Source organism: Roseateles oligotrophus (genome assembly GCF_014204525.1).
Classification (GTDB): domain Bacteria; phylum Pseudomonadota; class Gammaproteobacteria; order Burkholderiales; family Burkholderiaceae_C; genus Paucibacter_A; species Paucibacter_A oligotrophus_A.
On record NZ_JACHLP010000004.1, the window covers coordinates 191,813 to 215,737 of the forward strand.

Annotated in this window: 18 protein-coding genes and 1 other RNA gene; 12 read left to right on the forward strand and 7 right to left on the reverse strand. The window is 67.5% G+C overall.

Going from position 1 to position 23,925, the window contains the following annotated elements:
• The first annotated feature begins 89 nt into the window (after window positions 1–89).
• From HNP55_RS11000 to HNP55_RS11020, 5 genes are all read left to right on the forward strand, one after another.
• Complete coding sequence (locus HNP55_RS11000; RefSeq protein WP_184299177.1) at window positions 90–1,724, forward strand: AMP-binding protein; 1,635 nt, start codon at window positions 90–92, stop codon at window positions 1,722–1,724.
• A 116-nt stretch (window positions 1,725–1,840) separates the two neighbouring features.
• Window positions 1,841–3,442: a GMC family oxidoreductase gene (locus tag HNP55_RS11005; RefSeq protein ID WP_184299179.1), complete on the forward strand. Its 1,602-nt coding sequence runs from the start codon at window positions 1,841–1,843 to the stop codon at window positions 3,440–3,442.
• 28 nt (window positions 3,443–3,470) lie between these two features.
• Window positions 3,471–5,087 (forward strand): wax ester/triacylglycerol synthase family O-acyltransferase, encoded by a 1,617-nt coding sequence (locus HNP55_RS11010; protein ID WP_184299181.1) that lies wholly within the window; start codon window positions 3,471–3,473, stop codon window positions 5,085–5,087.
• Window positions 5,088–5,111: 24 nt separating this feature from the next.
• On the forward strand, window positions 5,112–6,575 hold the full coding sequence (locus tag HNP55_RS11015) for a WS/DGAT/MGAT family O-acyltransferase (RefSeq protein ID WP_184299183.1): 1,464 nt from the start codon (window positions 5,112–5,114) through the stop codon (window positions 6,573–6,575).
• Between the two features lie 26 nt (window positions 6,576–6,601).
• The gene (locus tag HNP55_RS11020) at window positions 6,602–8,044 is read left to right on the forward strand and encodes a coniferyl aldehyde dehydrogenase (protein ID WP_184299185.1); all 1,443 of its coding nucleotides are present in this window, start codon (window positions 6,602–6,604) and stop codon (window positions 8,042–8,044) included.
• Between the two features lie 13 nt (window positions 8,045–8,057).
• On the opposite strand, the gene HNP55_RS11025 is transcribed toward HNP55_RS11020, so the two are convergent.
• From HNP55_RS11025 to HNP55_RS11045, 5 genes are all read right to left on the reverse strand, one after another.
• Window positions 8,058–9,119, reverse strand: coding sequence for an alpha/beta hydrolase (locus HNP55_RS11025; RefSeq protein ID WP_184299187.1), 1,062 nt, complete (start codon window positions 9,117–9,119; stop codon window positions 8,058–8,060).
• Between the two features lie 121 nt (window positions 9,120–9,240).
• Entirely contained in the window at window positions 9,241–9,648 is a 408-nt protein-coding gene (locus HNP55_RS11030; RefSeq protein ID WP_184299189.1) for a two-component system response regulator, read from the reverse strand.
• 110 nt (window positions 9,649–9,758) lie between these two features.
• Entirely contained in the window at window positions 9,759–13,340 is a 3,582-nt protein-coding gene (locus HNP55_RS11035) for a response regulator (protein ID WP_184299191.1), read from the reverse strand.
• Between the two features lie 354 nt (window positions 13,341–13,694).
• An RNA gene (gene ffs, locus HNP55_RS11040) (signal recognition particle sRNA small type) lies at window positions 13,695–13,791 on the reverse strand.
• Window positions 13,792–13,891: 100 nt separating this feature from the next.
• Window positions 13,892–15,016, reverse strand: coding sequence for an AIR synthase-related protein (locus HNP55_RS11045; RefSeq protein WP_184299193.1), 1,125 nt, complete (start codon window positions 15,014–15,016; stop codon window positions 13,892–13,894).
• 104 nt (window positions 15,017–15,120) lie between these two features.
• Between HNP55_RS11045 and dnaX the strand changes: the two genes are divergently transcribed.
• From dnaX to HNP55_RS11065, 4 genes are all read left to right on the forward strand, one after another.
• Window positions 15,121–17,328: a DNA polymerase III subunit gamma/tau gene (gene dnaX / locus HNP55_RS11050; RefSeq protein ID WP_184299195.1), complete on the forward strand. Its 2,208-nt coding sequence runs from the start codon at window positions 15,121–15,123 to the stop codon at window positions 17,326–17,328.
• 19 nt (window positions 17,329–17,347) lie between these two features.
• Window positions 17,348–17,674, forward strand: coding sequence for a YbaB/EbfC family nucleoid-associated protein (locus tag HNP55_RS11055; RefSeq protein ID WP_124452422.1), 327 nt, complete (start codon window positions 17,348–17,350; stop codon window positions 17,672–17,674).
• Between the two features lie 120 nt (window positions 17,675–17,794).
• Window positions 17,795–18,385, forward strand: a complete 591-nt coding sequence (gene recR, locus HNP55_RS11060) for a recombination mediator RecR (RefSeq protein WP_409993736.1) — start codon at window positions 17,795–17,797, stop codon at window positions 18,383–18,385.
• 29 nt (window positions 18,386–18,414) lie between these two features.
• The gene (locus tag HNP55_RS11065; protein WP_184299199.1) at window positions 18,415–18,810 is read left to right on the forward strand and encodes an MAPEG family protein; all 396 of its coding nucleotides are present in this window, start codon (window positions 18,415–18,417) and stop codon (window positions 18,808–18,810) included.
• A 9-nt stretch (window positions 18,811–18,819) separates the two neighbouring features.
• On the opposite strand, the gene HNP55_RS11070 is transcribed toward HNP55_RS11065, so the two are convergent.
• Both HNP55_RS11070 and gloB read right to left on the reverse strand, forming a co-directional pair.
• Complete coding sequence (locus tag HNP55_RS11070) at window positions 18,820–20,487, reverse strand: transglycosylase SLT domain-containing protein (RefSeq protein ID WP_184299201.1); 1,668 nt, start codon at window positions 20,485–20,487, stop codon at window positions 18,820–18,822.
• Entirely contained in the window at window positions 20,484–21,287 is an 804-nt protein-coding gene (gene gloB / locus HNP55_RS11075) for a hydroxyacylglutathione hydrolase (RefSeq protein ID WP_184299203.1), read from the reverse strand. Before gloB ends, HNP55_RS11070 begins: the two co-directional genes overlap by 4 nt.
• A 35-nt stretch (window positions 21,288–21,322) precedes the next feature.
• Here gloB and HNP55_RS11080 point away from each other — a divergent pair, with 35 nt between their 5' ends.
• The 3 genes from HNP55_RS11080 (at window position 21,323) to HNP55_RS11090 (ending at window position 23,912) form a co-directional block, all read left to right on the forward strand.
• Window positions 21,323–22,099, forward strand: coding sequence for a class I SAM-dependent methyltransferase (locus HNP55_RS11080; RefSeq protein WP_184299205.1), 777 nt, complete (start codon window positions 21,323–21,325; stop codon window positions 22,097–22,099).
• 27 nt (window positions 22,100–22,126) lie between these two features.
• Complete coding sequence (gene rnhA, locus HNP55_RS11085; RefSeq protein WP_246448349.1) at window positions 22,127–22,606, forward strand: ribonuclease HI; 480 nt, start codon at window positions 22,127–22,129, stop codon at window positions 22,604–22,606.
• 118 nt (window positions 22,607–22,724) lie between these two features.
• Entirely contained in the window at window positions 22,725–23,912 is a 1,188-nt protein-coding gene (locus tag HNP55_RS11090) for an efflux RND transporter periplasmic adaptor subunit (RefSeq protein ID WP_184299207.1), read from the forward strand.
• The last annotated feature ends 13 nt before the right edge of the window (window positions 23,913–23,925 follow it).

Below are 23,925 nucleotides of genomic sequence, written 5' to 3' on the forward strand. Positions count from 1 at the left end.
GTCCGATCAAATCATCAATTGGTCCACCGCGATCATTTCCAAAGCGGGGCGCCATCGTCACAGTCCGAGCCATCAGATCGGAGGCAAACATGAGCGCAAGACATTGGCTGCATTCCTACGGCAGCATCCCCGCCGACATCGATCCAGACCGTTACGCGTCGATCAATGTGCTGATCGACGACGCGGTCCAGTGTTACGCCGACAAGCCGGCCTTGCACGCCCTGGGGCAAACACTGAGTTATGCCGAGGTGGACCGCCTGGCCAGGGCTTTCGCCGCCTATCTGCAGCGCCGGATCGGGGTCGGCAAGGGCGATCGGGTGGCGGTGATGCTGCCCAATATCCTGGCCTTTCCCATCGTGTGCATGGCGATTGCTCGCATCGGCGCGGTGCAGGTCAACGTCAACCCGCTCTACACGCCGCGCGAGCTGGAGCACCAGCTCAACGATGCCGGCGCGCAGGTCATCGTGATCTACAACGGCGCCACCCCCACGCTGGCCGAGGTGCTGGCCAGGACCGGCATCAAGACCATCATCGGCTGCGGGCTGGCAGATGGCAGTGGCGCCGAGCTGCCCGGCCCGGCCGTCGATGCGCGCTTGCCGGCCACCGTGCCGCTGCCGCAGGCTCTGGCGCAAGGCGCGCCGCTGAGCCTCACGCCGGTGGCGGTGGGCGGTGATGACTTGCTGTTCCTGCAGTACACCGGCGGCACCACCGGCCTGTCCAAGGGGGCGGCGCTGTCGCATCGCAATCTGGTCGCCAATATCGAGCAGTACAAGGCCTTCATGCCCAGCGCGGTGCGGCCGGGTGAGGAGGTCATCGTCACCGCCATCCCGCTGTACCACATCTTCGCCCTGATGGTGAACTTCCTCTCCTACTTCTCGGTCGGTGCGGAGAACTGGCTGGTGGCCAACCCGCGCGATCTGGACGGCTTCATCGACACGCTCAAGGCCGCCCGGCCCACCGTCTTCACCGGCGTCAACACCTTGTTCGCCGGCCTGGCCGCCCATCCCCGGCTGGCCGAGGTGGACTGGTCGCGCCTGGCCCTGTCGGTGGGCGGCGGGGCGGCGGTGATAGGCGCGACCTCGCAGCGCTGGCAGGCCATCACGGGCAGCTTTATCCGCGAGGGCTATGGCCTATCGGAGACCTCGCCCGTGGTCTCCTTCAACCCGGCCTTTATCGAAAGCTTCAGCGGCAGCACCGGCCTGCCCATGCCCTCCACCGATGTGAAGCTGCTGGACGATGAGAACCGCGAGGTCGCCATCGGCGAGGCGGGCGAGGTCTGCGTCAAGGGCCCGCAGGTGATGCGCGGCTACTGGGAGAAGCCCGAGGCCAATGCCCAGGCCTTCACGGCGGACGGCTATTTCCGCACCGGCGATGTGGGCCAGTTCGATGCCCAGGGTTTTCTGCGCATCGTGGACCGCAAGAAGGACATGGTCATCGTCTCGGGCTTCAACGTCTACCCCAACGAGGTGGAGGCGGTGGCGGCCGCCTGCCCCGGCGTGGCCGAGTGTGCCTGTGTGGGCGTGCCGGACGAGAAGAGCGGCGAGGCCGTCAAGCTCTTCGTCGTGGCCGCCGCCGGCGCCAGCCTCAGCGAGGCCGAGGTGATCGCGCATTGCAAGGCCAGCATGGCGGCCTACAAGGTGCCCAAGATCGTGCGCCTGCTGCCGGGCCTGCCCAAGTCCACGGTCGGCAAGATCCTGCGGCGCGAGCTGCGCAATGTGGATTGAGGGCCGTGCCAGACCGGCCCTAGCCCCGCGGCACCGGCCCAATCCCGGAAAGGTGTGCTGAGCAACACCTCCTTCCTGCGCCCCGATTTCATACATACAACAAAGGAGACAAGGCCATGGATGAACAACACGACTACATCGTGGTGGGCGGCGGTCCGGGCGGTTGCCCGGTGGCCAACCGCCTGTCCGCCGACCCGCGCAGCAGCGTCTGCCTGATCGAGGCCGGCGGCGACAACCGCTCCGCCACCGTGCGTGTGCCCCTGCTGTTGATCGCCAATGTGCCCAAGAAGAATGCCTATAACTGGGCTTTCGACACCGTGCCCCAGAAGGGGCTGAATGGACGCATCGGCTACCAGCCGCGCGGCCGGGGCCTGGGGGGCTCCTCGGCCATCAATGCGCTGGTTTATATGCGCGGCCATCCGGGCGATTACGACGAGTGGGAGGCCATGGGCTGCCCGGGCTGGGGCTATCAGGATGTGCTGCCGCTGTTCCGCAAGTCGGAGCACAACGAGGCCATACGCGACCAGTTCCACGGCCAGGGCGGCGAGCTCAATGTGGCCAATCTGCGCAGCGACAACCGCTACCACCAGCTCATCGGCGACATGCTGCGCGAGGCCGGTATGCGCGAGGTCGACCCCAACGGCGCCGAGCAGGAAGGCTTCAGCGTCGCCCAGGTGATGCAGAAGAACGGCGAGCGCCATTCCAGCGCCAATGCCTTCATCGAGCCGGTTCGGCACGCACGCAAAAACCTCACGGTGCAGGTCAAGACCCAGGCCACGCGCATCGTGTTCGAGGGCAAGCGGGCCGTCGGTGTCGAGGTGGTGCAGGAGGGCAAGACCCGCATCATCCGCGCTGGCAAGGAGGTCATCCTGGCGGCCGGGGCGCTGCAGACGCCGCAGCTGCTGCAGCTCTCGGGTGTGGGCCGGGCGGCCGATCTGCAGCCGCTGGGCATCCCCATCGTGCATGACCTGCCGGAGCTGGGCTACCAGCTGTCCGACCACCCGGACTTCATTCTCGGCTACCACATCCCCGACACCCAGCTGCTGGGCATGTCGCCCAAGGGCTTGTTCGGCATGCTGGGCCAGTGGCGGCGCTACCAGCGCGAGCGGCGCGGCATGTTCACCTCCAACTTCGCCGAGGTCAACGGCTTTATGCGGCTGGGCCCGCAAAGCCCGCGGCCCGAGGTGCAGTACGAATTCGTGGTGGGCCTGGCGGTGGACCATGCGCGCAAGCTGGAGCCGCGCCACGGCCTGTCCTGCCACATCCTGTGCCTGCGCCCCAAGAGCCGCGGCAGCGTCAAGCTCAGGAGCGCACGCTGGCAGGACGCCCCCCTCATCGATCCCAACTTCTTCGACCACCCCGAGGACGTGCGCGAAATGGTGGAAGGCGCCAAGCGCATGAACCGCATCGTCAAGGCCTCGCGCCAATTGGCGCCGCGCATCAAGCAGGACTTGTTCACCGCCCACTGCCGCAGCGACGCCGACTGGGAGGCCGTGATCCGCGATCGCGCCGACACCAATTACCACCCGGTGGGCACCTGCCGCATGGGCACCGACGACAAGGCCGTGGTCGATGCGCGCAGCCTCAGGGTTCGGGGTCTGCAGGGCCTGCGGGTGTCCGACGCTTCGGTGATGCCCACCATCGTCGGCGGCAATACCACGGCGCCGACGGTGATGATCTCCGAGAAGTGCGCAGCGCTCATTCTTGCCGGCACCTGAGCCGGCCCATCCTGAACTGGAGGAGACCATGAAGCAACTCAACGGTACCGACAATCTGTTCCTGGCGATGGAGAAGGGCAATCAGACCGCCCATGTGGCCGGCCTGGCCATCTACGACCCGGCCACGGCGCCGGGCGGCGCGGTGCGTTTCAAGGACATTCTGAAGTTCTACGAAGCGCGCCTGAACGTCAGCAAGATCTTCAAGCGCCGCCTGGTGCGCGTGCCCATGGATGTGGACCGGCCGCACTGGGTGGACGATGCGGGCATCGACATCGAATACCACATCCGCCACATCGCCTTGCCCTACCCGGGCGACTGGCGCCAGCTGTGCATACAGATCGCGCGCATCCACGCCCGCCCGCTGGACCTGTCGCGCCCGGCCTGGGAGGCCTATGTCATCGAGGGCCTGGACAATATTGCCGGCGTGCCGCCGGGTGCCTTCGCCATGTATACCAAGTTCCACCACGCCGCTATCGACGGCGAGGCCGGCGCCGCGCTGATCGGCGCCCTGCATTCGCCGGCCCCCACGCTGAAGGCCGCGTCCGGCGACGAGGCCTCGGTGACCGTGGTCGACCGGGACCCGACGGCGGTGGAGCTGCTGTCGCGCGCCGTCGGCAACAACTTCAATCGCATGGTGCTGGCCTCCAAGCTGGTGCGCGAGCTGGCCCCCGTGGCCCTGGGCTTGGGCAAGAAGCAGCTGGAGGCCTGGCGCAGCGGCGTCGAGCCCGAGCAGGCGGAGCTGAACCCCAGGAAAGCCCCCAAGACCCGCTTCAACGAGGCGCTGTCGCCGCACCGCGTGGTGGAGATGCTCAAGCTGCCGCTGGACGAGATCCAGGCCATCCGCAAGCTCTGCCCCGGCAGCACGGTCAACGATGTCTTCATGGCCGTGTGTGGCGGGGCCCTGCATCGTTACCTGAAGGGCAAGGGCGAGCTGCCCGAGGAGACGCTGAATGCGCAGATGCCGGTGTCCACGCGCGGCGAGGTCAAGAACGCCGACGCCGGCGTGCAGATCGGCACGGCCGTCCTGCCCCTGTTCACCGGTCTGGACGACGATGGCCAGCGGCTGCGCAAGATCCACGCCGCAGCCGGGGTGGCCAAGCAGCAGATGGAGTTGCTGGGCAAGGACCTGGCCGGCCGCTTGTTCGACGTGCTGCCCGGCGCGGCGGCCCAGCTGGCGCTGAAGAACCTCATCATCCCCAAGCTCAACCTCACCGTCAGCAATGTGCGCGGCCCCAGCGTGCCGCTGTACATGGCCGGCGCCCAGCTGCTGGCCTTCATGCCCATCAATATGCTGCTCAACGGCATGGGCTTGAGCGTCACCGGCTTCAGCTACAACGGCGTGCTGTGGGTCTGCCTGGTGGCCGACCGCAAGATGCTGCCCGACCCGGAAGCCTTCCGCCAAGCCATCGAAAGCAGTTTCCAGGGCCTGCTGGCGGCCGCCACAGCGGAAGCCGCGGCCTGCGCGCGGCCTGCGCCCAAGCCTGCGCGCAAGAGCGCCGCGGCCGCCCCCGCCGTGCGTGCTCCCAAGCGTGCCCCCAAGCGCGCGGCCAAGCCGGCCGCCGTTGAGACGCCGGCCGCCTTCCCCGGCAAGACGCGCCGCCCGTCGCCCGCCAGCCCACGCAGCAAGCGTGCAGCGGCAGTTTGAGAGACTTGATCCGAGCGCATCGCCATGGCGAAGAAACTGACCCCGATGGACGCCGCCTTCCTGCTGCTGGAGCGGCGCCGCCTGCCCATGCATGTGGCCGGGCTTTACATCTTCAGCCCGCCACCCGGCAGTGCTGCGGACCATGTGAAGCGGCTCTACGAGCGCTGGCGCGGTCATCTGCAGGCCGAGCCGCCCTTCAATCTGCACCCGGAGGGTCATATGAGCGGCTGGGCCTGGCAGACCGATGAGGCCTTCGATGTCGATTACCACCTGCGCCATCTGGCGCTGCCCGAGCCGGGCCGCATCCGGGAGCTGCTGGCCCTGGTGTCGCGCCTGCACGGCACCCTGCTGGACCGCAGCCGGCCGCTGTGGGAGGTCTACCTGATCGAGGGCCTGGCCGATGGCCGCTTCGCGCTCTACTTCAAGCTCCACCATGCGCTGGTGGACGGCGTCAGCGCGATCCGGCTGATCAGCGAGTCCTTCGCCACCGATCCCGCGCAGCGCAAGCCGCCGCCCTGGGCCCAGGCGCATGGAATGGGGGCGGTGGTGGCGGGTGCTGCCGATGCCGCCGTGGACTGGTCCGCGCGCCTGCGCCAGGTCTGGCAGATCGGCAGCGAGCTGCTGCCCGGCCTGCGCAGCGGCCTGGTGGACCTGCTGCGCAAGCCGGCGCGGGGCGAGGCCAGGGTCCATCCCTTGCAGGCGCCGCCCACGCTGTTCAACGTCAAGGTCACGGGGGCACGCCGCGTCGTCGCGCAGCGCTACGCGATGGCGCGCTTTCGCGCCATCGGCCAGGCGGGTGGGCTCACCATCAACGATGTGACCCTGGCTCTTAGTGCCGCTGTGTTGCGGCGTTATCTGACCGCGCAGAACGCCTTGCCGGACAAGCCGCTGGTGGCCATGGTGCCGGTGTCCCTGCACGCCGAGGGCAGCGCGGGCGGCAACCAGGTGGGCATGATTCTGGCCGACCTGGCCACCGAGGAGGCCGATGTGGCCGAACGGCTGCGCCGCATCAAGGCCTCCACCACGGCCGGCAAGGAACGTTTGCGCTCGCTGGGCCGCAGCGCCAAGCTGGCCTATGCCGCGACCCTGCTGATGCCCTTGGGGATCGATGTGCTCAGCGGTCGTGCCGCCCAGCGCCCGAGCTTCAATCTGGTGATCTCCAATGTGCCAGGCCCGCGCGAGCAGCAGTACCTCGACGGCGCCCGCCTGGACGAGTGCTACCCCCTGTCCATCCCGGTGGACTACCAGGCCATGAATATCACCGTCACCAGCTATCGGGACGAGCTGTCTTTCGGCTTTGTGGCCTGCCGCAAGGCCGTGCCCCATCTGCAGCGCATGCTGGACTATCTGGACGAGGCCTTTCTCGAGCTGGAGCAGATGCCGCTGAGCCTGCCGGTTCCGCGCAAGCCAGCCGCCAAACCCCGGGCTCCGGCGCCGGCCAAACGGGCCCGCCGTGCACCCGCGCCTGCCGCGTGGCCGGATGCCTGAATTTTTGAAACAGAGAGGTAGACCTCATGAATATGCTTGTGACCCCCGATGTGCCGGACATGCCCGCGGAATTCAAATCCACCTACGAGCGGCAACAGCGTGCCTACCGCAGCAAGCGCAACCCCAGCTATGAGGAGCGGCGCCAGGACTTGCGCCAGCTGCACCGGCTGATTGCCGAGAACCACGATGCGCTGATTTCGGCCGTCAGCCAAGACTACGGCGGCCGCGCCAGCTTCGAGACCAAGCTGGCCGAGCTGCTGGGCGCGCAGGACGCGGCGCTGGACGCGATCAAGCATCTGCGCGGCTGGATGAAGCCCAGCAAGCGCAGCGTGGACCTAACCCAGTACCCGCTGGCCAAGGCCTGGACCTTCCCGCAGCCGGTCGGCGTGGTCGGCATCGTCGTGCCCTGGAACTTCCCCATCGCCATGGCCTTCCAGCCCATGATCTGTGCCTTTGCCGCCGGCAACCGCGTGATGGTCAAGATGAGCGAGAACTCCGGCACCCTGGCCCGCCTGCTCAAGCAGTTGGCGGCGCGCTACTTCCCGGAGGACAAGCTGGCCTTTTTCGAGGACGGCGGCGGCCGTGGGCCGGCCTTCACCCAACTGCCCTTCGACCACCTGTTCTTCACCGGCTCGCCGGCCACCGGCAAGGCGGTGATGGCCAATGCGGCCCGCAACCTCACGCCGGTGACGCTGGAGCTGGGCGGCAAGTCACCCTGCATCGTCGGGCCCGACTACTCGATGAAGAAGGCGGCCGAGCGCATCATGTGGGCCAAGATGTTCAATGCCGGCCAGATCTGCACCAATGTCGATTACCTGATGCTGCCCGAGGGCCGGATCGACGAATTCATCCACGAGGCCCAGCTCATCGCCGGCAAGCGCTATCCCGACATCCTCAATGGCGACTACACCGCCATCATCGACCAGCGCCAGTACGATCGCATCCAGGCCACGCTGGCCGATGCCCTGGCGCGCGGCGCGACGGCCATCAATCTCTGCGTGGGCCAGAGCGGTGACCCGGCACGCCGCATCTTCCCGCCCCATGCCGTGCTGGGCGTCACCGAGTCCATGGAGATCATGCAGCGCGAGATCTTCGGCCCGCTGCTGCCTATCATGACTTACTCAAGCAAGGAGGAGGTGGTCGAGTACATCGGCGACCGCCACCGCCCGCTGGCCCTCTACGTCTACAGCGATGACAAGGCCTTGCAGGACTACTACCTGAACAACACCATCTCGGGCGGCGTGGGCATCAATGAGTCGGTGCTGCAGGGCGGCCTGCACTCGCTGCCCTTCGGCGGCACCGGCCACAGCGGCATGGGGCATTACCACGGCCTGGAGGGTTTTCTGACCTTCTCCAAGCTGCGCCCGGTGTTCAAGCAAAGCCCCTGGCGCTCGCTCGATATGCTGATGCCGCCCTATAGCGGCTCGGCCGGCAAGATGCTTAACTTCATGCTCAAGCGCAAGTCCTGAGCGGGTGGGGCGCTCAGGCCGCCCAGTGCAAGCAGCTGATCGCTGCTAGCGCGGCGGCCGCGGCCAGCAGCAGCCCCGCCCAGCCCGGCAAGGGCGCCGGGCGCTGGGCGGGCGGTGGCGGCAGCGGGGCCGGCTCCGGGGCTGTTCCCGGGGTCGATTCCCGGGCGGCGTCGCGCCCGGCGCTGGCGAACTGGGCGTTGACGAAATCGGCCATCTGCTGCCGCGCTTGCAGCGCCTCGGGCAGGAAGTGGTAGAGCGGAAACACATGCGGCATGTCGTGCCAGACCTGCAGCTGGGCGCCGGGGTATTTCACGGCGAAGCGCAGCGAATCATCGAGCAGCAGCTCCGAGCTGCCCACCTGCAGCAGCAGGGGCGGCAAGCCCTGCAGCTCGGCCAGCAGGGGCGAGGCCAGCGGGTCGCGGCGGGCTGCTTCGTCGGGCAGGTAGACGGGGGCCAGGCGGTGCATGGCCTGGGTGTTGAACATGGGGTCCAGGCCGTTGTTGCGGGTGATGGAGCCGCCGCTGAGCGTGCAGTCGGTCAGCGGCGAGAGAGCGATCACGCACAGCGGCAGGGACAGGCCGGCATCGCGCAGCCGTGGCAGCAGGCCGAGGGCCAGATTGCCGCCGGCCGAGTCGCCGGCCAGCACGATGTTGCGGCCCTGGTAGCCCTGGGCCAGCAGCCAGCGGTAGGCGTCCAGGCAATCGTCGGGCGCGGCCGGGAAGCGGTGCTCGGGCGCCAGCCGGTAGCTGGGCATCAAGCCCTGGCATTGCGTGGCCTGGCACAGCCAGGCCAGCAGGCCGCCGTGCAGACCTGGCGTTTCGGTGATGAAGGCGCCGCCATGCAGATAGAGCAGGACGCGCTCCGCGCGCGCAGCCTCGATCTCGAACCAGCGCGCCCTGCAGTGCGGCAGGGCCAGCTCGCGCTGGCGCAGGCCGCTCAGGTCCATGCCCAAGGCCTCATCCGTGCGTGCGGCCCAGGCGCGCAGCTGCTCCGGCTCGGCATGTTCGAGCACGCCGCGCAATATGCGCAGCGTGGGGGCGAATGTGTGGCGGAGCAGGGCGGGGGGCAGTTTCATGGCGTGGTGTGCTTGGCACTCCCGGGGGGAGCCTGACAAAGCCCACTATCGCGGGGCCGCCGCGGCCTGGAAATGATCGGGGTGGACGAATCGATGGCCGCAGCGGACAAACTGCCCTTGCTCAGCGGCCGCCAGGCTGGGCCGGCAGATGCTGGCCGACTCTTTGCAGCAGCAGCGGGGCGTCCACGGGTTTGGACAGGTAGTCGCTCGCGCCCAGGCCCAGGCCGTGGGCGGTGTCCGAGCCCTCGCCCAGGGCGGTGAGAAAGATCACCGGGATGTCGCGGGTCAGCGGGTTGCTCTTGATCGCCTGCAGGACCTGGTAGCCGTCCATGACCGGCATCATCACGTCCAGCAGGATCAGGCCCACCTCCGGGCTATTGCCCAGGATCTCCAGCGCGCGGCTGCCGCTGGTGGCGGCCTTGACCCGGTAGCTGTCTTTCAGCAGGGAGCTGATCAAAAAGAGATTCTCCGGGGCGTCGTCCACCAACAGGATGACGGGCTTCGCTGGGGCTTCACTGGCAGGGGTCATGGGCAATTCTCTCAGGGCGATTCTTGTCATTCTTTGCTGGGCACCGTTCTTTCCAGGCCTTGCTCCGACGCTAAGCGCGGACCAGGGGCGGCGCACAGCAGGCGCGTGTTTCACATCTTGCCGGAATCGGCGCGGGCTTGGTTGAGCAGGGCCAGGGCCTGGCCGAAATTGAATTCGCCCAAGGCGGCCTGGAAGGCCTGCAGCCGGCCTCCCAGCAAGGCCTGCAGGCTGGCTTGATGCTGGCTGAAGATGTCCAAGGCCTCGGTGCTGTCCTGCGCCAGCGCCTCCGCCATCTGGTGCGCGGCTGCCTGCATCAATTGGGCCGAGGCTGGCGGGTCGGCCCCAGGGCTTGCGGCCTGCCGCTGCGCAGGCGGGGCGTTCGGCGGCAGGGCCTGGCTGATGCCGGCAATCACGCGTTCATGCTGCAATTCGGCCAGCTCCAGGAGCGGGCCTAACTCACTGCCTGGGCTGTCCTGGCGCAGGGCGGCCTCGACCGCGGCCATGGCTGTTTGCAGATCGGTGGCGCCGATATTGCCGGCCAGCCCCTTCAAGGTGTGGCTGAGCCTCTCGGCGTCCTCGCGATTGCCTTGCCGCAGCAGCTGGCGCAGCTCCAGCAGGGCCTGCCGGCGCGACTGCATGAATTTTTGCAGCAGCTCCAGGTAGAGGCTGGTCTTGCCATTCAGCCGGCGCAGGCCCAGGCTCAGGTCGATGCCGTCGATGTGCGAGGGCAGCTCGGCTTGGCCCCTAGGCTCGGCGCGCACCAGGCCGCCGGCGTCGAAGACATTGCGCGGCAGGCTCGCGCGTGGCTGGCCGAGCTCGCCGCGGGGTTGGATCCAGCGTGCCAGCGCGCTCCATAGCTCGCTGGGTTCAATCGGTTTGCTGAGGAAGTCATTCATGCCGGCATCCAGGCAGCGGTCCCGGTCGGCCTGCATGGCATTGGCCGTCATGGCCAGGATGGGGAGATGCGGGTGCTGGCCCAGGCGGCGGATTTCGCGCGTCGCCGTAACGCCGTCCATCACCGGCATCTGCATATCCATCAAGACCAGGTCGTAGCGCTGCTTGCCCAAGCTCTCCAGGGCTTGGCATCCGTCCCCGGCAATCTCGACGACGAAGCCGGCATCCTCCAGCAATTCGGAGGCGACTTGCTGATTGAGTTCATTGTCTTCCACCAGCAAGAGCCGGGCGCCTCGCAAGGGGGCGAGCAGACGCTGCAAGGCCGCCTCGGCCTCGTTGGCGCCCGGTGGGCCGGCCGGCAGCCGGCTGCTGGGGCTGAGCAGGCGATTCAAGGTGGCCAGCAGCATGGTCGGTGTGACCGGCTTGTGCAGCACCTCGCCAATGCCCGCGGCGCGCGCCTGCTCGTAGACATCTTCCCGGCCATGGGCGGTGACCATGATTTGCAGCGGCGGTCTGGCGTAGTTGCGCTCGCGAATCCGGGTGGCAGTCTGGATGCCGTCCATCTCGGGCATCTGCCAGTCCAGCAGCACCAGCTCGAACGGTATCTGCTCCTGCGCGGCCTGATCCAGGGCCAGCAGGGCGGCCTTGCCGGAGGGGCAGCTTGCGACCCGCAGGCCGAGGTCCTCCAGCATTTGCTGCAACACCTCGGCGGCATTGCTGTTGTCGTCCACCACCAGGGCGCGGCAAGCCTCCAGGCGGGCGGGCGCCTGGGCGGGGCTGTCCACGGCCGCCTCCACCCCGAGTTGGGCGCTGAACCAGAAGGTGGCACCCATATCGGGCGCGCTGTGCACACCGGCCTGGCCGCCCATCAGCTCGGCCAGGCGCTTGCTGATGGCCAGGCCCAGGCCGGTGCCGCCGTATTTGCGGGTGGTGGAGCTGTCGGCCTGGGAAAAGCTCTGGAACAGGCGGCTCATCTGCTCGGGGCTGAGGCCCACGCCGGTGTCGCGCACCTCGAAGCGCAGGGTGATGGGATCTGCCGGGCCGCTGGCGGGCTGCTGCACCGTGACCGAGATATTGATCTCCCCGTGTTCGGTGAACTTGATCGCGTTATTGGCGTAGTTGATCAGGATCTGGCCCAGGCGCAGGGGGTCGCCGCGCAGGCGGGGCGGCACGTCGGTGGCGATGTGGAAGATCAGCTCCAGGCCCTTGTCCTGCGCTTTTTGCGAGATCAGATTGGCCAGGTTCTGCATCACGGTCTCAAGCTCGAAGCTGAGCTGCTCGGCCACCAGCATGCCGGATTCGACCTTGGAAAAGTCCAGGATGTCGTTCAGTATGCCCAGCAGGTGCTGGCCGGAATGCTTGATCTTGTCGAGGTAGTCGCGCTGCCGCGGGTTCAACTCGGTGCGGCTCATCAGCTCGGACAGGCCGATGACGGCATTCATCGGCGTGCGGATTTCATGGCTCATATTGGCCAGGAACAAACTCTTGGACTGCGCGGCCTCGTCGGCCAGTTCCTTGGCGCGTTGCAGATTCTCTTGCGCCAGCTTGTGGTCGGTGATGTCCACGCACCAGCCGCACATCAAGTCCTTGCCCGCCTGCTGCAGGGCCGACAAGCTCAGGTAGACCCAGAAATCGCCGCCGTCGCGGCGCCTGAAATGCACCTCGGCATTGACGACGACGCCGTCCCGCCTGAGGGTGTCGAGCAGGATCTGGCGCTGCTGCTTGTCGACATAGAACTCCTGCGCCATCAGGCTGCCCAGCTCGGCCTTGTTCACGCCGAAATACTGGTAGTAAGCCTGGTTGACCATCAAGACGCGGCCGCTGCGGTCCGACAGCATGAAGCTCAGCGGGCTGGATTCGATGATGTGGTTGATCAAGTCCTCGCGGTCTTGCTGGGCGCTGGCGTATTGCTGGCGCTCCCGCTCGTTCTCGCGCAGCTTGGCCTGGGTCTGGGCCAGCCAGCCGAGCACGCTCTCCTGCTGCTGGGCTCCGACCATGATGGTCCTGGAAAAATCCAGCCGGCCCAGGCGATGGATGTGCTCGGAGACCACATCGACCGAGTCGCCAAGAGTGGTCTTCAAGGTCTTGTGCGTGCGCATCAGCATGGCCATCAGGCCCAGGCCCAGCAGGGCGCAGAGGATGCGCACCAGCAGCGCCTTGCGCTGGGCCTCGCGGACGGCGGCCAGGGTGCGCTCGCTCACCATCCGGTCAAACTCGGCGATAGGCGCCATGATGGCGGCCTTGGCCCGGTGGTAGTCCTCGTCAAACAGGACTTGCTGGGCCTGTTCGTGCAGCCGGGCGGCATCGGGCCCTTGCGCCTCTATCCACTGCATGGCGTTGAACTCGGCCCGGGTCAGGCCGTCGGAGTTGGCCTTGGCCTCGGCCAGCTTCTTGAGCTCGGCCTCGGTGAAGCCGGCATCGCGCATCAGGTCCAGCAGCGGGGTGGCGGGGCCGGGCGTGCTCGAAAGTCGTTCCGGATTCGTGTCCACCAGATCCCAGTAGATGCCTGGGTATTCGACCGGCCGGCCCCGTCTGCCGTCGCGTATGTCCAGCAAGGCCTGGTAATGCTCTTTGTAGCGCTTGTCCCGCGTCAGCACATAGGTCCTGACCATGCGGGTCAGGTCGTCCGAGGACTGGCGCAGCTCGTTGGCCAGCAGGATCGAGCGGTGGCGGGCTTCGAAGGTGCTGTCCACCTGCTTTTCCAGCATGCCGTAGATCGCGAACGCCAGGCCCAGCAGCAAAATCAGCGCCGCCGTAATCCAGACGTTGTAAGAGAACTTGGATCTCGTGAGCCTCATGCCGGTGTTGGGTTTCCCGCGTGAATGAGTTCAACAAGGCCATCCAACCTTGACTAGCAGCGAGTGTGCCGCAATTGCGCCCACTAGGGCGTTACTCCGGCGGCATTTGTCCGGGAATACCGACACCTGAGGGGCGCTGCGGCGAATTGTCCGGCGGCGCGGCGCGGCCGTGGTACGGGTTCAGGCAATTGGACGTTAGCTTCCTCGAGACGCGTGCGCGCGGCGCCGATGCTCAGGGCACTGCTTGGAACTTCTTGGGGGATTTTTGCCTGGAGCGGCAGCGCGGTGGAACGACGAGTTCGGCGCGCTGCGCTGCAATGAAACGGCCGTAGACGGCCTCAGGCGAGATGGGGGGTTGACGAGCCTTGCCCCGGCACTGGTCACAACGGTTAGGGCTGCTTGGTTCCCCATCTGACCCGGTTGGCCGCGCTTCCATGCGAGGAGGCCCGTCGAGGCGCATTGTAAGCGATGCCCGGGAGGGCTCTGGGCTTCGCCCATGAAAAAAGGCCTCGAAAGAGGCCTTTGTGCTGCGAAAAATGTGCGGAGGAGGGTCAGCGCAGTTGCAGATCATCGTCGCTGAAGCGGATGTTCAGCGGCTCGATCAGCAATTGCTTCTCGCCTTCTTCCAACTGGCCCGCGACCCAGGCCTCGATGCCGCAGGCCTTGGCCACCTCGACGCAGCGGGCAGCGTCCGCCGCCGGCACGAAGATCGCAAAGCCCGCGCCCATATTCAGCGTGGAGTAGGCCTCGCGGTCGTCCTGCTTGGCATGCTCTTGCATGAACTTGAGCACCTTTGTCACGGGCGGCACGGTGTGGATGCGATAGGTAAATTTGCCCGGGTGGCGCAGCAGCTTGCGCCAGCCGTGGCCGGTGATATTGGCGCAGTAATGCGGCTGGATGCCGGCCTTGAACAGGGCTTCGGTGACCGGCGAGTACAGCACGGTCGGGGCCAGCAAGGCCTCGCCGTAGGTCAGGCCTGCTTCGATCTCGGTCAGATAGCCCTGGGGCAGGCGCTCGACCAGCTTGCGCGCCAGCGACAGGCCGTTGGCATGGATGCCGCTGGAGGCCAGCAGCACGATGGCGTCGCCGGCAGCCAGCTTGTCGCCGACCGAGAGGCGCTCTTTCGGATTGATCAGGCCGGTGCAGGAGGCGGCCAGGTCGATGCGGCCGCTCTCGACGATGCCGGCCAGGGCGGGGGTTTCGCCGCCGCCCCAGGCGACCTGGCAGGTGTCGCAGGCACGCTTCCAGCCTTCGACCAGGCTTTGCGCGCGCTGCTTGTCGCCGAACCAGTCGGAGCCGCCGGCCGCCCAGTAAGCCTGCACGACCAGGGGCGTGGCGCCCACGGTGATCAGGTCATTGATGGCCATGGCGATGGTGTCTTGCGCGATGCCGTCGTAATAGCTCTTGCCGGTCAGCTGGCGCATTTCGTCGGCCACCAGGGTCTTGGTGCCCAGGCACTCGACGATGGAGGCGATGTAGAAGGGTCCGACGTCGACCACATAGGCCGATTCGCCGCGCGAGGCCAGCACCTCGCTGAAGCCATGGCCGGCCAGATGGGCGCCGGTGGCGGCGGCCGCGCGCTGGGCGCTGATCTTCAGGGGGTCGATCAGGTCGTAGTTGACCCCGGCTTGTTCGTAGCTGAGGGTGTCGGGAGAGGAGGGGGCATGCGTGCTCATGGGGCGCGATTATCGGTCAGGTCTGGGCTTGCGCGGCGCAGCTTGTCGGAACCCGCTGCGCCGCCCCCCGGGAGTGGCGGTGCGCCGCCTTAGAATCCTCCCCCATGAGTTACCAGGTTCTCGCGCGAAAGTACCGCCCCCACAGCTTTGAAGAGCTGGTGGGCCAGGAGCATGTGGTGCAGGCCTTGGCCAATGCACTGACGCAGCAGCGCCTGCACCATGCCTATCTGTTCACCGGCACCCGCGGCGTGGGCAAGACCACGGTCTCGCGCATCCTGGCCAAAAGCCTCAACTGCACCGGCCCCGATGGCCAGGGCGGCATTACTGCCAAGCCCTGCGGTGTCTGCGAGGCCTGCCGCGACATCGATGCGGGCCGTTTCGTCGATTATGTGGAGCTGGATGCCGCCTCCAACCGCGGCGTGGAGGAGATCTCCCAGCTGCTGGACCAGGCGGTCTACAAGCCGGTGATGGGCCGCTTCAAGGTCTATATGATCGACGAAGTCCATATGCTCTCCAACACCGCCTTCAACGCCATGTTGAAGACGTTGGAGGAGCCGCCGGACTACCTCAAATTCGTGCTGGCCACCACCGACCCGCAGAAGGTGCCGGTCACCGTGCTGTCGCGCTGCCTGCAGTTCAATCTGCGGCCGATGGCGCCGCAAACCGTGCTGAGCCATCTGAGCCAGGTCCTGCAGGCCGAGAACGTGGCCGCCGATGCGGGTGCTTTGCGCCTGCTCTCGCGCGCGGCGCGCGGCTCCATGCGGGACGCCTTGTCGCTCACCGACCAGGCCATCGCTTTCGGTGCGGGTTCTTTGGTGGAGGACGGCGTGCGCCAGATGCTGGGTACGGTGGATCGCGGCCATGTGGTCGCCATCCTGGACGCCTTGATCGCGGCCAGCGGCGTGGCCGTTGTGGCGCAGGCCGATACCTTGCGCGGCCTGGGCCTGTCGGCCGCCGGCACGCTGGAGGACCTGGCCGGCCTGCTGCAGCAGATGGCCGTGGCCCAGGTGGCGCCCGCTGCCCTGGATGAAACCGATCCCGACACGGCCGAAGCCCAGCGCCTGTCTGCCTTGCTGCCTGCCGACGAGATTCAGCTGATGTACAGCATGGCCTTGCATGGCCGGCAGGAGCTGGCCCTGGCGCCGGACGAATACGCCGGCCTGCTGATGGTCTTGCTGCGCATGCTCAGCTTCAGACCGCAAGGCGCGGGGCGCGCCGAGGGGGCGGCCATGGCCGCGCCGGCCCGTGTTTCGCGCGGCCCGCAGGCGGCGGCTGCGGCGCCGGTCGCCATGCCGCAGCGCAGCCCGATCGCCACTTCGCAGCATGGGTCTGCCGTATTGCAACAGAATCATGCCTCCTCGCAAGCGGCCCGGCCGGCCGTGACCGTGCAGGCCGCGGCCCCCGCGGCGGCCGTCGAAGAGGCGCCGCCCGAAGAACCTCCGGCTGCGCCTCAGGCCTCGCCCGAGCCGGCAGCTGAGCTGGCCCCGGCCCCGGCCGAGTCACCAGTGCCGGCTGCCGTATGCACGGCACCATCGCCTGCCGGGCCTCCCGTGGTGGCGGAGCCCGCTCAGCCGCTGGCGCCTGCTGCGCCCAGTGTGGACGCCAGTGCCTCGCCAGCGGCTGGCCTGCGCCGGCCCTTGGCGGAAAACGGCGGTGGGCATAGCGCCCGCCTGCGTCCGCGCGCCGTCGTACACAAGGCCGAGCCCGAACCCGAGGACGGCGCTGGCCAAGATGAGCCGCCGCCCTGGTTGGATGCGCCGATGGGGGAGGAAGAGGCTGGGGCGTTTGCGGGCCCGCAAGCTGCAGAAGAAGATTTTGATGAAGGCCAAGGCAGCAATGCCGCGGCCGTGCGCGCCCCGCGCGACGCGGCCGTGCGTCGGGCCTACCAGTCCACCGCAGGCGAGGATGTGCCCCTGCAGCCCACGCCCCTGGGCGAACTCTGGGCCGAGCAGATCCGCCCCATGGGTCTGGCCGCGCTAACGCGTGAACTGGCCGTGCGCTCGCAATGCGTGGGCCGTGAGGATGACGGCGACACGGTGATCTGGCGCCTGCGGGTGGAGCGAGAATCGCTGCGCCAGCCGGTTTTGCAGGACAAGCTGCAGGCCGCGCTGGAAGCGGCCATGCAGCGCAAGGTGCGGATCGAGCTGGAGGCCGGCGTGGCCCATGATTCGCCGGCGCTGCGCGATGCTGCGCTGACGCAGGCTCGCCAGCGCGAGGTGGAGCAGATCGTCATCCGCGACCCGCTGGCCCAGGCCTTGATGGCGCAGTTCAAGACGGCCCGCATCGTGCCGGGCTCAATCAAATCCCATTGAATTCAAAGGAGTAGTGAAAATGATGAAGGGTCAACTCGCCGGCTTGATGAAACAAGCCCAGGCCATGCAAGACAATCTGAAGAAGGCGCAGGAAGAACTGGCGCATGTGGAGGTGGAGGGCCAGTCCGGCGCCGGCCTGGTCAAGGTCTTGATGACCTGCAAGAACGACGTCAAGCGCGTCACCATCGACCCCAGCCTGCTGGCGGACGACAAGGACATGCTGGAAGACCTGGTGGCCGCCGCCTTCAACGACGCGGTGCGCCGGGCCGAAGAGGTCAGCGCGCAGAAGATGGGCAAGCTGACCGCCGGCATGCCCATGCCTCCCGGCATGAAGTTCCCGTTCTGATGGCCCACCCCCGCGGCGCTGCGCGCCACCCCCTCAAGGGGGCGAGCCCGGTGGCCCGGCGGAGCCGGATCCACGGCCTCTGCTGGGCTGCGTTTGGCTGGCGCCACGATTTGGCGGGTATTGGGAGTTATGAGCGTTCTTGAGCAATTGATCGAGGCGCTCAAGCGCCTGCCCGGCGTGGGCCAGAAGTCGGCCCAGCGCATGGCCTACCACCTGCTGCAGCACGACCGCGAGGGCGCGCGCAGTCTGGCCCTGGCCTTGCAGGCGGCGGCCGAGCAAATCGGCCACTGCCAGCGCTGCCACACCTTCAGTGAAACCCCGTTGTGCGGCATCTGTGCCGACCCGGCGCGGGATGCCCGCCTGCTCTGCGTGGTGGAGTCGCCGGCCGACCAGGCGGCGCTGGAGCGCAGCAACTCCTACAAAGGCTATTACTTCGTACTGCTGGGTCGCATCAGCCCGCTGGACGGCGTGGGCGTGCGCCAGATCGGCGCGACCGAGCTTTTGCAGCGGGCCGCAGAAACCGCGGTGGAGGAGGTCATTCTGGCCACCAGCTTCACCGCCGAGGGCGAGGCCACGGCCCATGTGCTGGCCGAGGCCTTGCGCTCGCGCGGCATCCGCGTCACCCGTTTGGCGCGCGGCGTGCCGGTGGGCAGCGAGCTGGAGTATGTGGATCTGGGCACCATTGCCCATGCCCTGGTGGACAGGCGCTGAATTTCTTCAAACCCGCGAGGACTTTTCCGATGAACATCGCCTACTCCAGCATCATCGTCGCCTGCCTGCTGCCCATTGTGTGTGCGGGCCTGGCCAAGTCAGGTGGCTTCGGTCGCTCGCGCCGCGAGGGCGGCTACGACAATCACGACCCTCGCGCCTGGCTGGCTCGGCAAAGCGGCTGGCAGGCACGGGCGAATGCGGCTCAGGCGAATAGCTTCGAGGCCTTGCCGCTCTTCATCGCGGGCGTGCTGGTGGCGCATCAGCTCAAGGCGCCGCAGGCCACGGTAGACGCACTGGCCCTGGGTTTTCTGGCGGCGCGTGCCGTCTATATCTGGCTCTATGTGGCCGACAAACCCAGCCTGCGTTCCCTGGTCTGGTTCATCGGCTTGGGCTGCAGCGTGGCGCTGTTCTTCAGCGCCCACTGAACTGCCCAATCAACGCTGACGGGATTCCCCGTTGCCTTGGGCCGATGCGGTGACCTGACGGCCATTCGAATGGGCCTTGGCCGGACGGCTGTTCTTGGCCGGTCTGGCCGTGCGGCCGCTCTGCGCCGTTTGCACCGTCCGGCCCTTGGCCTGGGCCTTGCTTCGCTGCGGAGCTTGCGCGCTGCGCGTGCTGGCTTTTGCCGAGACCGGCGTGTAGACCACCACCATCTGGCCGGGCTTGAAGCGGGCCGAGGCGCCCACCTTGTTCCACTGCGCCACTTGGGCCGCGCTGACGCGGTAGCGGGCGGCGATGGCGGCCACCGTGTCGCCCTTGCCGGCCTTGACGCTTTGCCGGCGCAGCGGCGGCACATCGGGGGCGAAGGCGAGGCTGGCGTTGTCGGCCAGGTGTTCGGAGACATCGTCATCCCGGTGCGATGTGCGTGAGACCAGCAGGGTCGAGCCCTGCTTGACCAGCATGCGCGGCGGGATCTTGTTGATGTCCAGCAACTGCGCCTCGGGCATGCCGACCTGACGGGCCGCTTCAGCGGACTTCATGGTGCGCGGCACCACCCAGGCCGTCCAACTGGCCAGCGGGCCGCGGTGGGCGGCCAGATTGAGGGCGAAGGCGCTGGCGTTGTCGTAAGGCAGCAGCACCTGGGTGGTCTTGGCCGCCAGCATCACCGGCTTGTTCATCTGCGGGTTGAACTGCTTGAACTCATCCACGCTCAGGCCGGCCAGACGGGCGGCCACGGCCACATCCATATCGCGGTCGATATTGACGCTGAGGAAATAGGGGTGGTTGGCCACCGGCGGCAGGCGGAGATTGAACTTCTCGGGCGCCAGCACGATGTTCTTGACGGCCTGCAGCTTGGGGACGTAGTAGCGCGTCTCATCGGGCATGCGCAGGCTCTCGTAGTCGGTGGCCAAGCCGGCCTTGAGATTGCGGTCGATGGCGCGCTGCACATTGCCCTGGCCCCAGTTGTAGGCGGCCAGCGCCAGATGCCAGTCGCCGAAGCGCTTGTGCAGGCGGCCCAGATAGTCCAGCGCGGCGCGGGTGGAGGCCAGCACATCGCGTCTGTCATCACGGAAGATGTTTTGCTTGAGCGCGAAATCCTTGCCCGTCACCGGCATGAACTGCCACATGCCCGAGGCCTTGGCGCTGGACAGGGCTTGCGGGTTGAAGGCGCTCTCGATGAAGGGCAGGAGGGCCAGCTCGGCCGGCATGTCGCGCTTGTTCACCTCTTCGATGATGTGGAAAAGATAACGGCTGCCTCGCTCGGTCATGCGGTCCACATAGTCGGGGCGGCTGCTGTACCAGTTCTCGGCCTTGCGCACCAAGTCGTTGTCCAGGTCCGCCATCGCAAAGCCGCCGCGCACCCGCACCCACAGGTCCTCGCGGGCCTGCAAGGCATCCAGGTCGATGGCGAAGCCGGGGTTCAGGCTGTCTTCCAGCAGGCCACTGGCGGCCTCGGTCCTGGCGCTGTCGGGCGTGGCGGCCTTGGCCACGGCCTGGGTGCCCGAGCTGCTGGCGAAGCTGCGTGTCTGCGCATGGCGGTCATTGGCCCGGGTGGCCGTGCTGCCCTCGTCGGTCGGGCCGGGTTGGGTGCTGGCACAGCCGCTCAGCAGCAGGCCGATCAGGGCGAGGAGGGAGAAATGCCGTTGCGGGGATGCGCTCATCTGAAGTCGTTCTTCCATTGCCGCAAGCGGCCGAATGTGTCGATGGAGGGGGCGCTGTCGGCCGCCGCGGGGTCTTGCGCGGCCACGGCCGCCCTCACCGTGGTTTCGCCGCAGCGCAAAAAGGGGTTGATCTGCAACTCAAGCGCCAGCGTCGAGGGCAGGGTGGGCAGGCCTTGCTCGCGCTGCTGCAGGCACCAGGCCTGGTAGTCGCGCAAGGCCTGGTTATCGGGCTCGATATGGCGGGCGAAGCGCAGATTCGACAAGGTGTATTCATGGGTGCAGAACACCCGGGTGGCGGCGGGCAGGGCGGCCAGCTTTTGCAAGGAGTGGTACATCTGCGCCGGCGTGCCCTCGAACAAGCGACCGCAGCCACCGGAGAACAAGGTGTCGCCGCAGAACAGGGCCGGCGCCGCTACGGCTCCCGGCTCGGCCAAGAGGAAGGCGATATGGCCCAGGGTGTGGCCGGGCACCTCCAGCACCTCGAACTGCCGGCCCAGCAGGGGGATGCGATCGCCCTCGGAGACCCGGACGCAGGGTTCGGGCAGGGTCTCGCGGGCGGGGCCGTAGACCGGCACCGAGAAGGCCTCGCGCAAGGCGGCGACGCCACCGACATGATCGGGGTGGTGATGGCTTACTAGAATGCCAGCCAGGCGGAGGGATTGCGCCGCCAGGGCTGCAAACACCGGGCTCGCATCACCCGGATCGACCACGAGGGCTTGGTGGCCGTCGTGGAGCATCCAGATGTAGTTGTCCGCGAAGGCGGGGACTGCGGCAATGCTGAGGGGATCGACTCGTTCCATGCAGCCTTTTAAGTAGCCTTTTTGCAGCGAGATTCATGACACGCGAAGCCTCAATTATAGAGTTGGGCGCCTGGCTGCAAACACCGCCGGGCCGCTATCTGCTGGACTGGGAGCAGGCGCAGTTCGATGCCGCCGTGGCCGATCTGTTCGGCTTCCATGCCCTGCAGCTGGGCCTGCCCGAATTGCCGGGCCTGCGCGCCAACCGCATGCCGCATCGCTGGCTGGGTGCCGAGCAGGCGGCCGGCAGCGCTGCTGCGCCGGCGGCCGTCCAGCTGGACCTCTTGTGCGATTTCGACGCCCTGCCTTTTGACAGCAATAGCCTGGACCTGATCCTGCTGCCCCACGCCCTGGAACTGGCACACGACCCCCACCAGGCCTTGCGCGAGGTGGAGCGGGTGCTGAGGCCGGAGGGGCGGCTGGTGATCTCGGGCCTGAACCCGGCCAGCCTGTGGGGCTTGAGGCAGAATCTGGGCCGCTATTCTCCGGGCCAGTCGCCACTGTTTTTGCCCCAGCAAGGCGAGTTCATCGGCTACTGGCGCTTGCGCGACTGGCTGCGCCTGCTCAGCTTGGAGGTTGGGGCGGCCCATTTCGGCGCCTACAGCCCACCTTTGCGCACGGCGCGCTGGCTGGAGCGCTGGGCCTGGATCGAGCCTTTGGGGGCGCGCTGGTGGCCGGTGCTGGGGGCGGTGTACTTCCTGGTCGCGGTCAAGCGCGTGCGCGGCATGCGCCTGGTCGGGCTGGAGCGGCGCTCCAAGCCCAAACGGACGGCTGCCGCCCCGGTGGTGGCCACGCATCAACACAAAACCAAATAAGCAAGCAAGAAAGAAAGCTCAGTCTCCATGAATCAAGCCAGCCCCGCCGCCGCGCGCCCCGCCATGCCCAAACCCCAGGTCGTGATCTATACCGACGGCGCCTGCAAGGGCAACCCTGGCCGGGGCGGCTGGGGCGCCTGGCTGAAGGCGGGCGAGCATGAGAAAGAGCTGTTCGGCGGCGAGGCCAACACCACCAATAACCGCATGGAGCTGACCGCCCCCATCGAGGCCCTGGCCTCGCTCAAGCGCAGCTGCCAGATCATCATCTACACCGATAGCGAATACGTGCGCAAAGGCATCACCGAGTGGATAGGCGGCTGGCAGCGGCGGGGCTGGAAGACGGCCGACAACAAGCCGGTCAAGAACGCCGAGCTCTGGCAGCGCCTGCAGGCCCTGGAAAAGCTGCATCAGGTCGAGTGGCGCTGGGTCAAGGGCCATGCCGGCGACCCCGGCAATGAGCGGGCCGATGCCCTGGCCAACAAGGGCGTCAGCGCGGCTGCTCGCTGAGTATTTGCCCGGCCTGTGCGCAGGCCAGGCGCCGTTGAGCCCCCCCAGCCCGTATTTCAAGCCCTTGGCCCTTGCCGATTCATCGTGAGCGGATAGAGTTCCGCGCTCGGAGAATCGAATGACCCAGCACAAAAAAACCTCTTGGGTGGCCCCGGCCGCCGTCTTCGCCCTGCTCATCCTGAGCGGCTCCGCCTATTGGTGGCAGAACCAGGGTGTGCAGGCCAAAATCCAGCCTTCCGCGGCCACGCCGGCGGCCGGTGCTGGGGGGGCGGGCAAGGGCCCGGCGGCCGCCATCGCGGTGGAGGCCGGCCGGGTGGAGGCGCTGGACCTGGCGGTGGACGCCCAAGCCGTGGGCACCTTGCGGGCGCGCCAGGCAGTGTTGCTGAGGCCCGAGGTCAGCGGCCGCATCGTCAAGCTGGGCTTTGTCGACGGCCAGCCGGTGCGCAAGGGTCAGGTGCTGGTGCAGCTGGACGACAGCCTGCAGGCCGCCCAGCTGCAGCAGGCCGAGGCCCAGGCCAGCATCGCCGGCGCCAATCTGAAGCGCAACCGCGAGTTGCTGGCCCAGAGTTTTGTCAGCGCCAGTGTGGTGGACCAGGCGGTGTCGAATCTGCAGGTGGCCGAGGCCCAAGTGGCGCTGGCCCGCGCCCAGCTGGGCCGCATGCAGGTGCGCGCGCCTTTCGATGGCGTGGCCGGCATCCGTGCCGTCAATCTGGGCGATTACGTCAAGGACGGCAGCGATCTGGTCGCGCTGGAGGATGCCTCCTCGCTGTGGGTGGACTTCCGCCTGTCCGAACGCTTTGTGCCCCAGCTCAAGCTGGGCCAGGCGGTGGAGCTGGCGCTGGACGCCTTGCCCGGCCGCAGCTTCAAGGCCAGGGTCGAGGCCCTGGACACCCAGCTGGAGGCCAATGGCCGTTCCCTGCTGGTGCGGGCCAAGCTGGAGGGCCTGCACTCCGAGCTGCGCTCGGGCCTGTTCGCCCGTGTGCGGGTCTTGTTCGCCACCCATCAAAACGCCTTGCTGGTGCCCGAGGAGGCCTTGGTGCCCCAGGGCGGCAAGCAATACATCATCAAGCTGCTGCCGGGTGAGAAGGGTGGGGCGCCCACCGCCCAGCGCCTGGAGGCCAAGATCGGCCTGCGCCTGCCCGGCAAGGTCGAGCTGCTGGAAGGCGTGCAGGCCGGTGACCGGGTGGTGACGGCCGGCCAGTCCAAGCTTCTGAAGGGCGAGGCTCAGGTCTTGACCGTGGTCGATGTGGACAAGCAGGGGGCGGCCCGCGCCCCGGCGGCGTCCGCGGCGCCAAACACGCGCTGAAGCGGGGGCCGCC

What these genes read in the sequence shown, in the direction of transcription:
- HNP55_RS11000 (WP_184299177.1), top strand. Translation starts at nt 90, where the DNA reads ATGAGCGCAAGACATTGGCTGCATTCCTACGGCAGCATCCCCGCCGAC.
- HNP55_RS11005 (WP_184299179.1), top strand. Translation starts at nt 1,841, where the DNA reads ATGGATGAACAACACGACTACATCGTGGTGGGCGGCGGTCCGGGCGGT.
- HNP55_RS11010 (WP_184299181.1), top strand. Translation starts at nt 3,471, where the DNA reads ATGAAGCAACTCAACGGTACCGACAATCTGTTCCTGGCGATGGAGAAG.
- HNP55_RS11015 (WP_184299183.1), top strand. Translation starts at nt 5,112, where the DNA reads ATGGCGAAGAAACTGACCCCGATGGACGCCGCCTTCCTGCTGCTGGAG.
- HNP55_RS11020 (WP_184299185.1), top strand. Translation starts at nt 6,602, where the DNA reads ATGAATATGCTTGTGACCCCCGATGTGCCGGACATGCCCGCGGAATTC.
- HNP55_RS11025 (WP_184299187.1), bottom strand. Translation starts at nt 9,119, where the DNA reads ATGAAACTGCCCCCCGCCCTGCTCCGCCACACATTCGCCCCCACGCTG.
- HNP55_RS11030 (WP_184299189.1), bottom strand. Translation starts at nt 9,648, where the DNA reads ATGACCCCTGCCAGTGAAGCCCCAGCGAAGCCCGTCATCCTGTTGGTG.
- HNP55_RS11035 (WP_184299191.1), bottom strand. Translation starts at nt 13,340, where the DNA reads ATGAGGCTCACGAGATCCAAGTTCTCTTACAACGTCTGGATTACGGCG.
- HNP55_RS11045 (WP_184299193.1), bottom strand. Translation starts at nt 15,016, where the DNA reads ATGAGCACGCATGCCCCCTCCTCTCCCGACACCCTCAGCTACGAACAA.
- dnaX (WP_184299195.1), top strand. Translation starts at nt 15,121, where the DNA reads ATGAGTTACCAGGTTCTCGCGCGAAAGTACCGCCCCCACAGCTTTGAA.
- HNP55_RS11055 (WP_124452422.1), top strand. Translation starts at nt 17,348, where the DNA reads ATGATGAAGGGTCAACTCGCCGGCTTGATGAAACAAGCCCAGGCCATG.
- HNP55_RS11065 (WP_184299199.1), top strand. Translation starts at nt 18,415, where the DNA reads ATGAACATCGCCTACTCCAGCATCATCGTCGCCTGCCTGCTGCCCATT.
- HNP55_RS11070 (WP_184299201.1), bottom strand. Translation starts at nt 20,487, where the DNA reads ATGAGCGCATCCCCGCAACGGCATTTCTCCCTCCTCGCCCTGATCGGC.
- gloB (WP_184299203.1), bottom strand. Translation starts at nt 21,287, where the DNA reads ATGGAACGAGTCGATCCCCTCAGCATTGCCGCAGTCCCCGCCTTCGCG.
- HNP55_RS11080 (WP_184299205.1), top strand. Translation starts at nt 21,323, where the DNA reads ATGACACGCGAAGCCTCAATTATAGAGTTGGGCGCCTGGCTGCAAACA.
- rnhA (WP_246448349.1), top strand. Translation starts at nt 22,127, where the DNA reads ATGAATCAAGCCAGCCCCGCCGCCGCGCGCCCCGCCATGCCCAAACCC.
- HNP55_RS11090 (WP_184299207.1), top strand. Translation starts at nt 22,725, where the DNA reads ATGACCCAGCACAAAAAAACCTCTTGGGTGGCCCCGGCCGCCGTCTTC.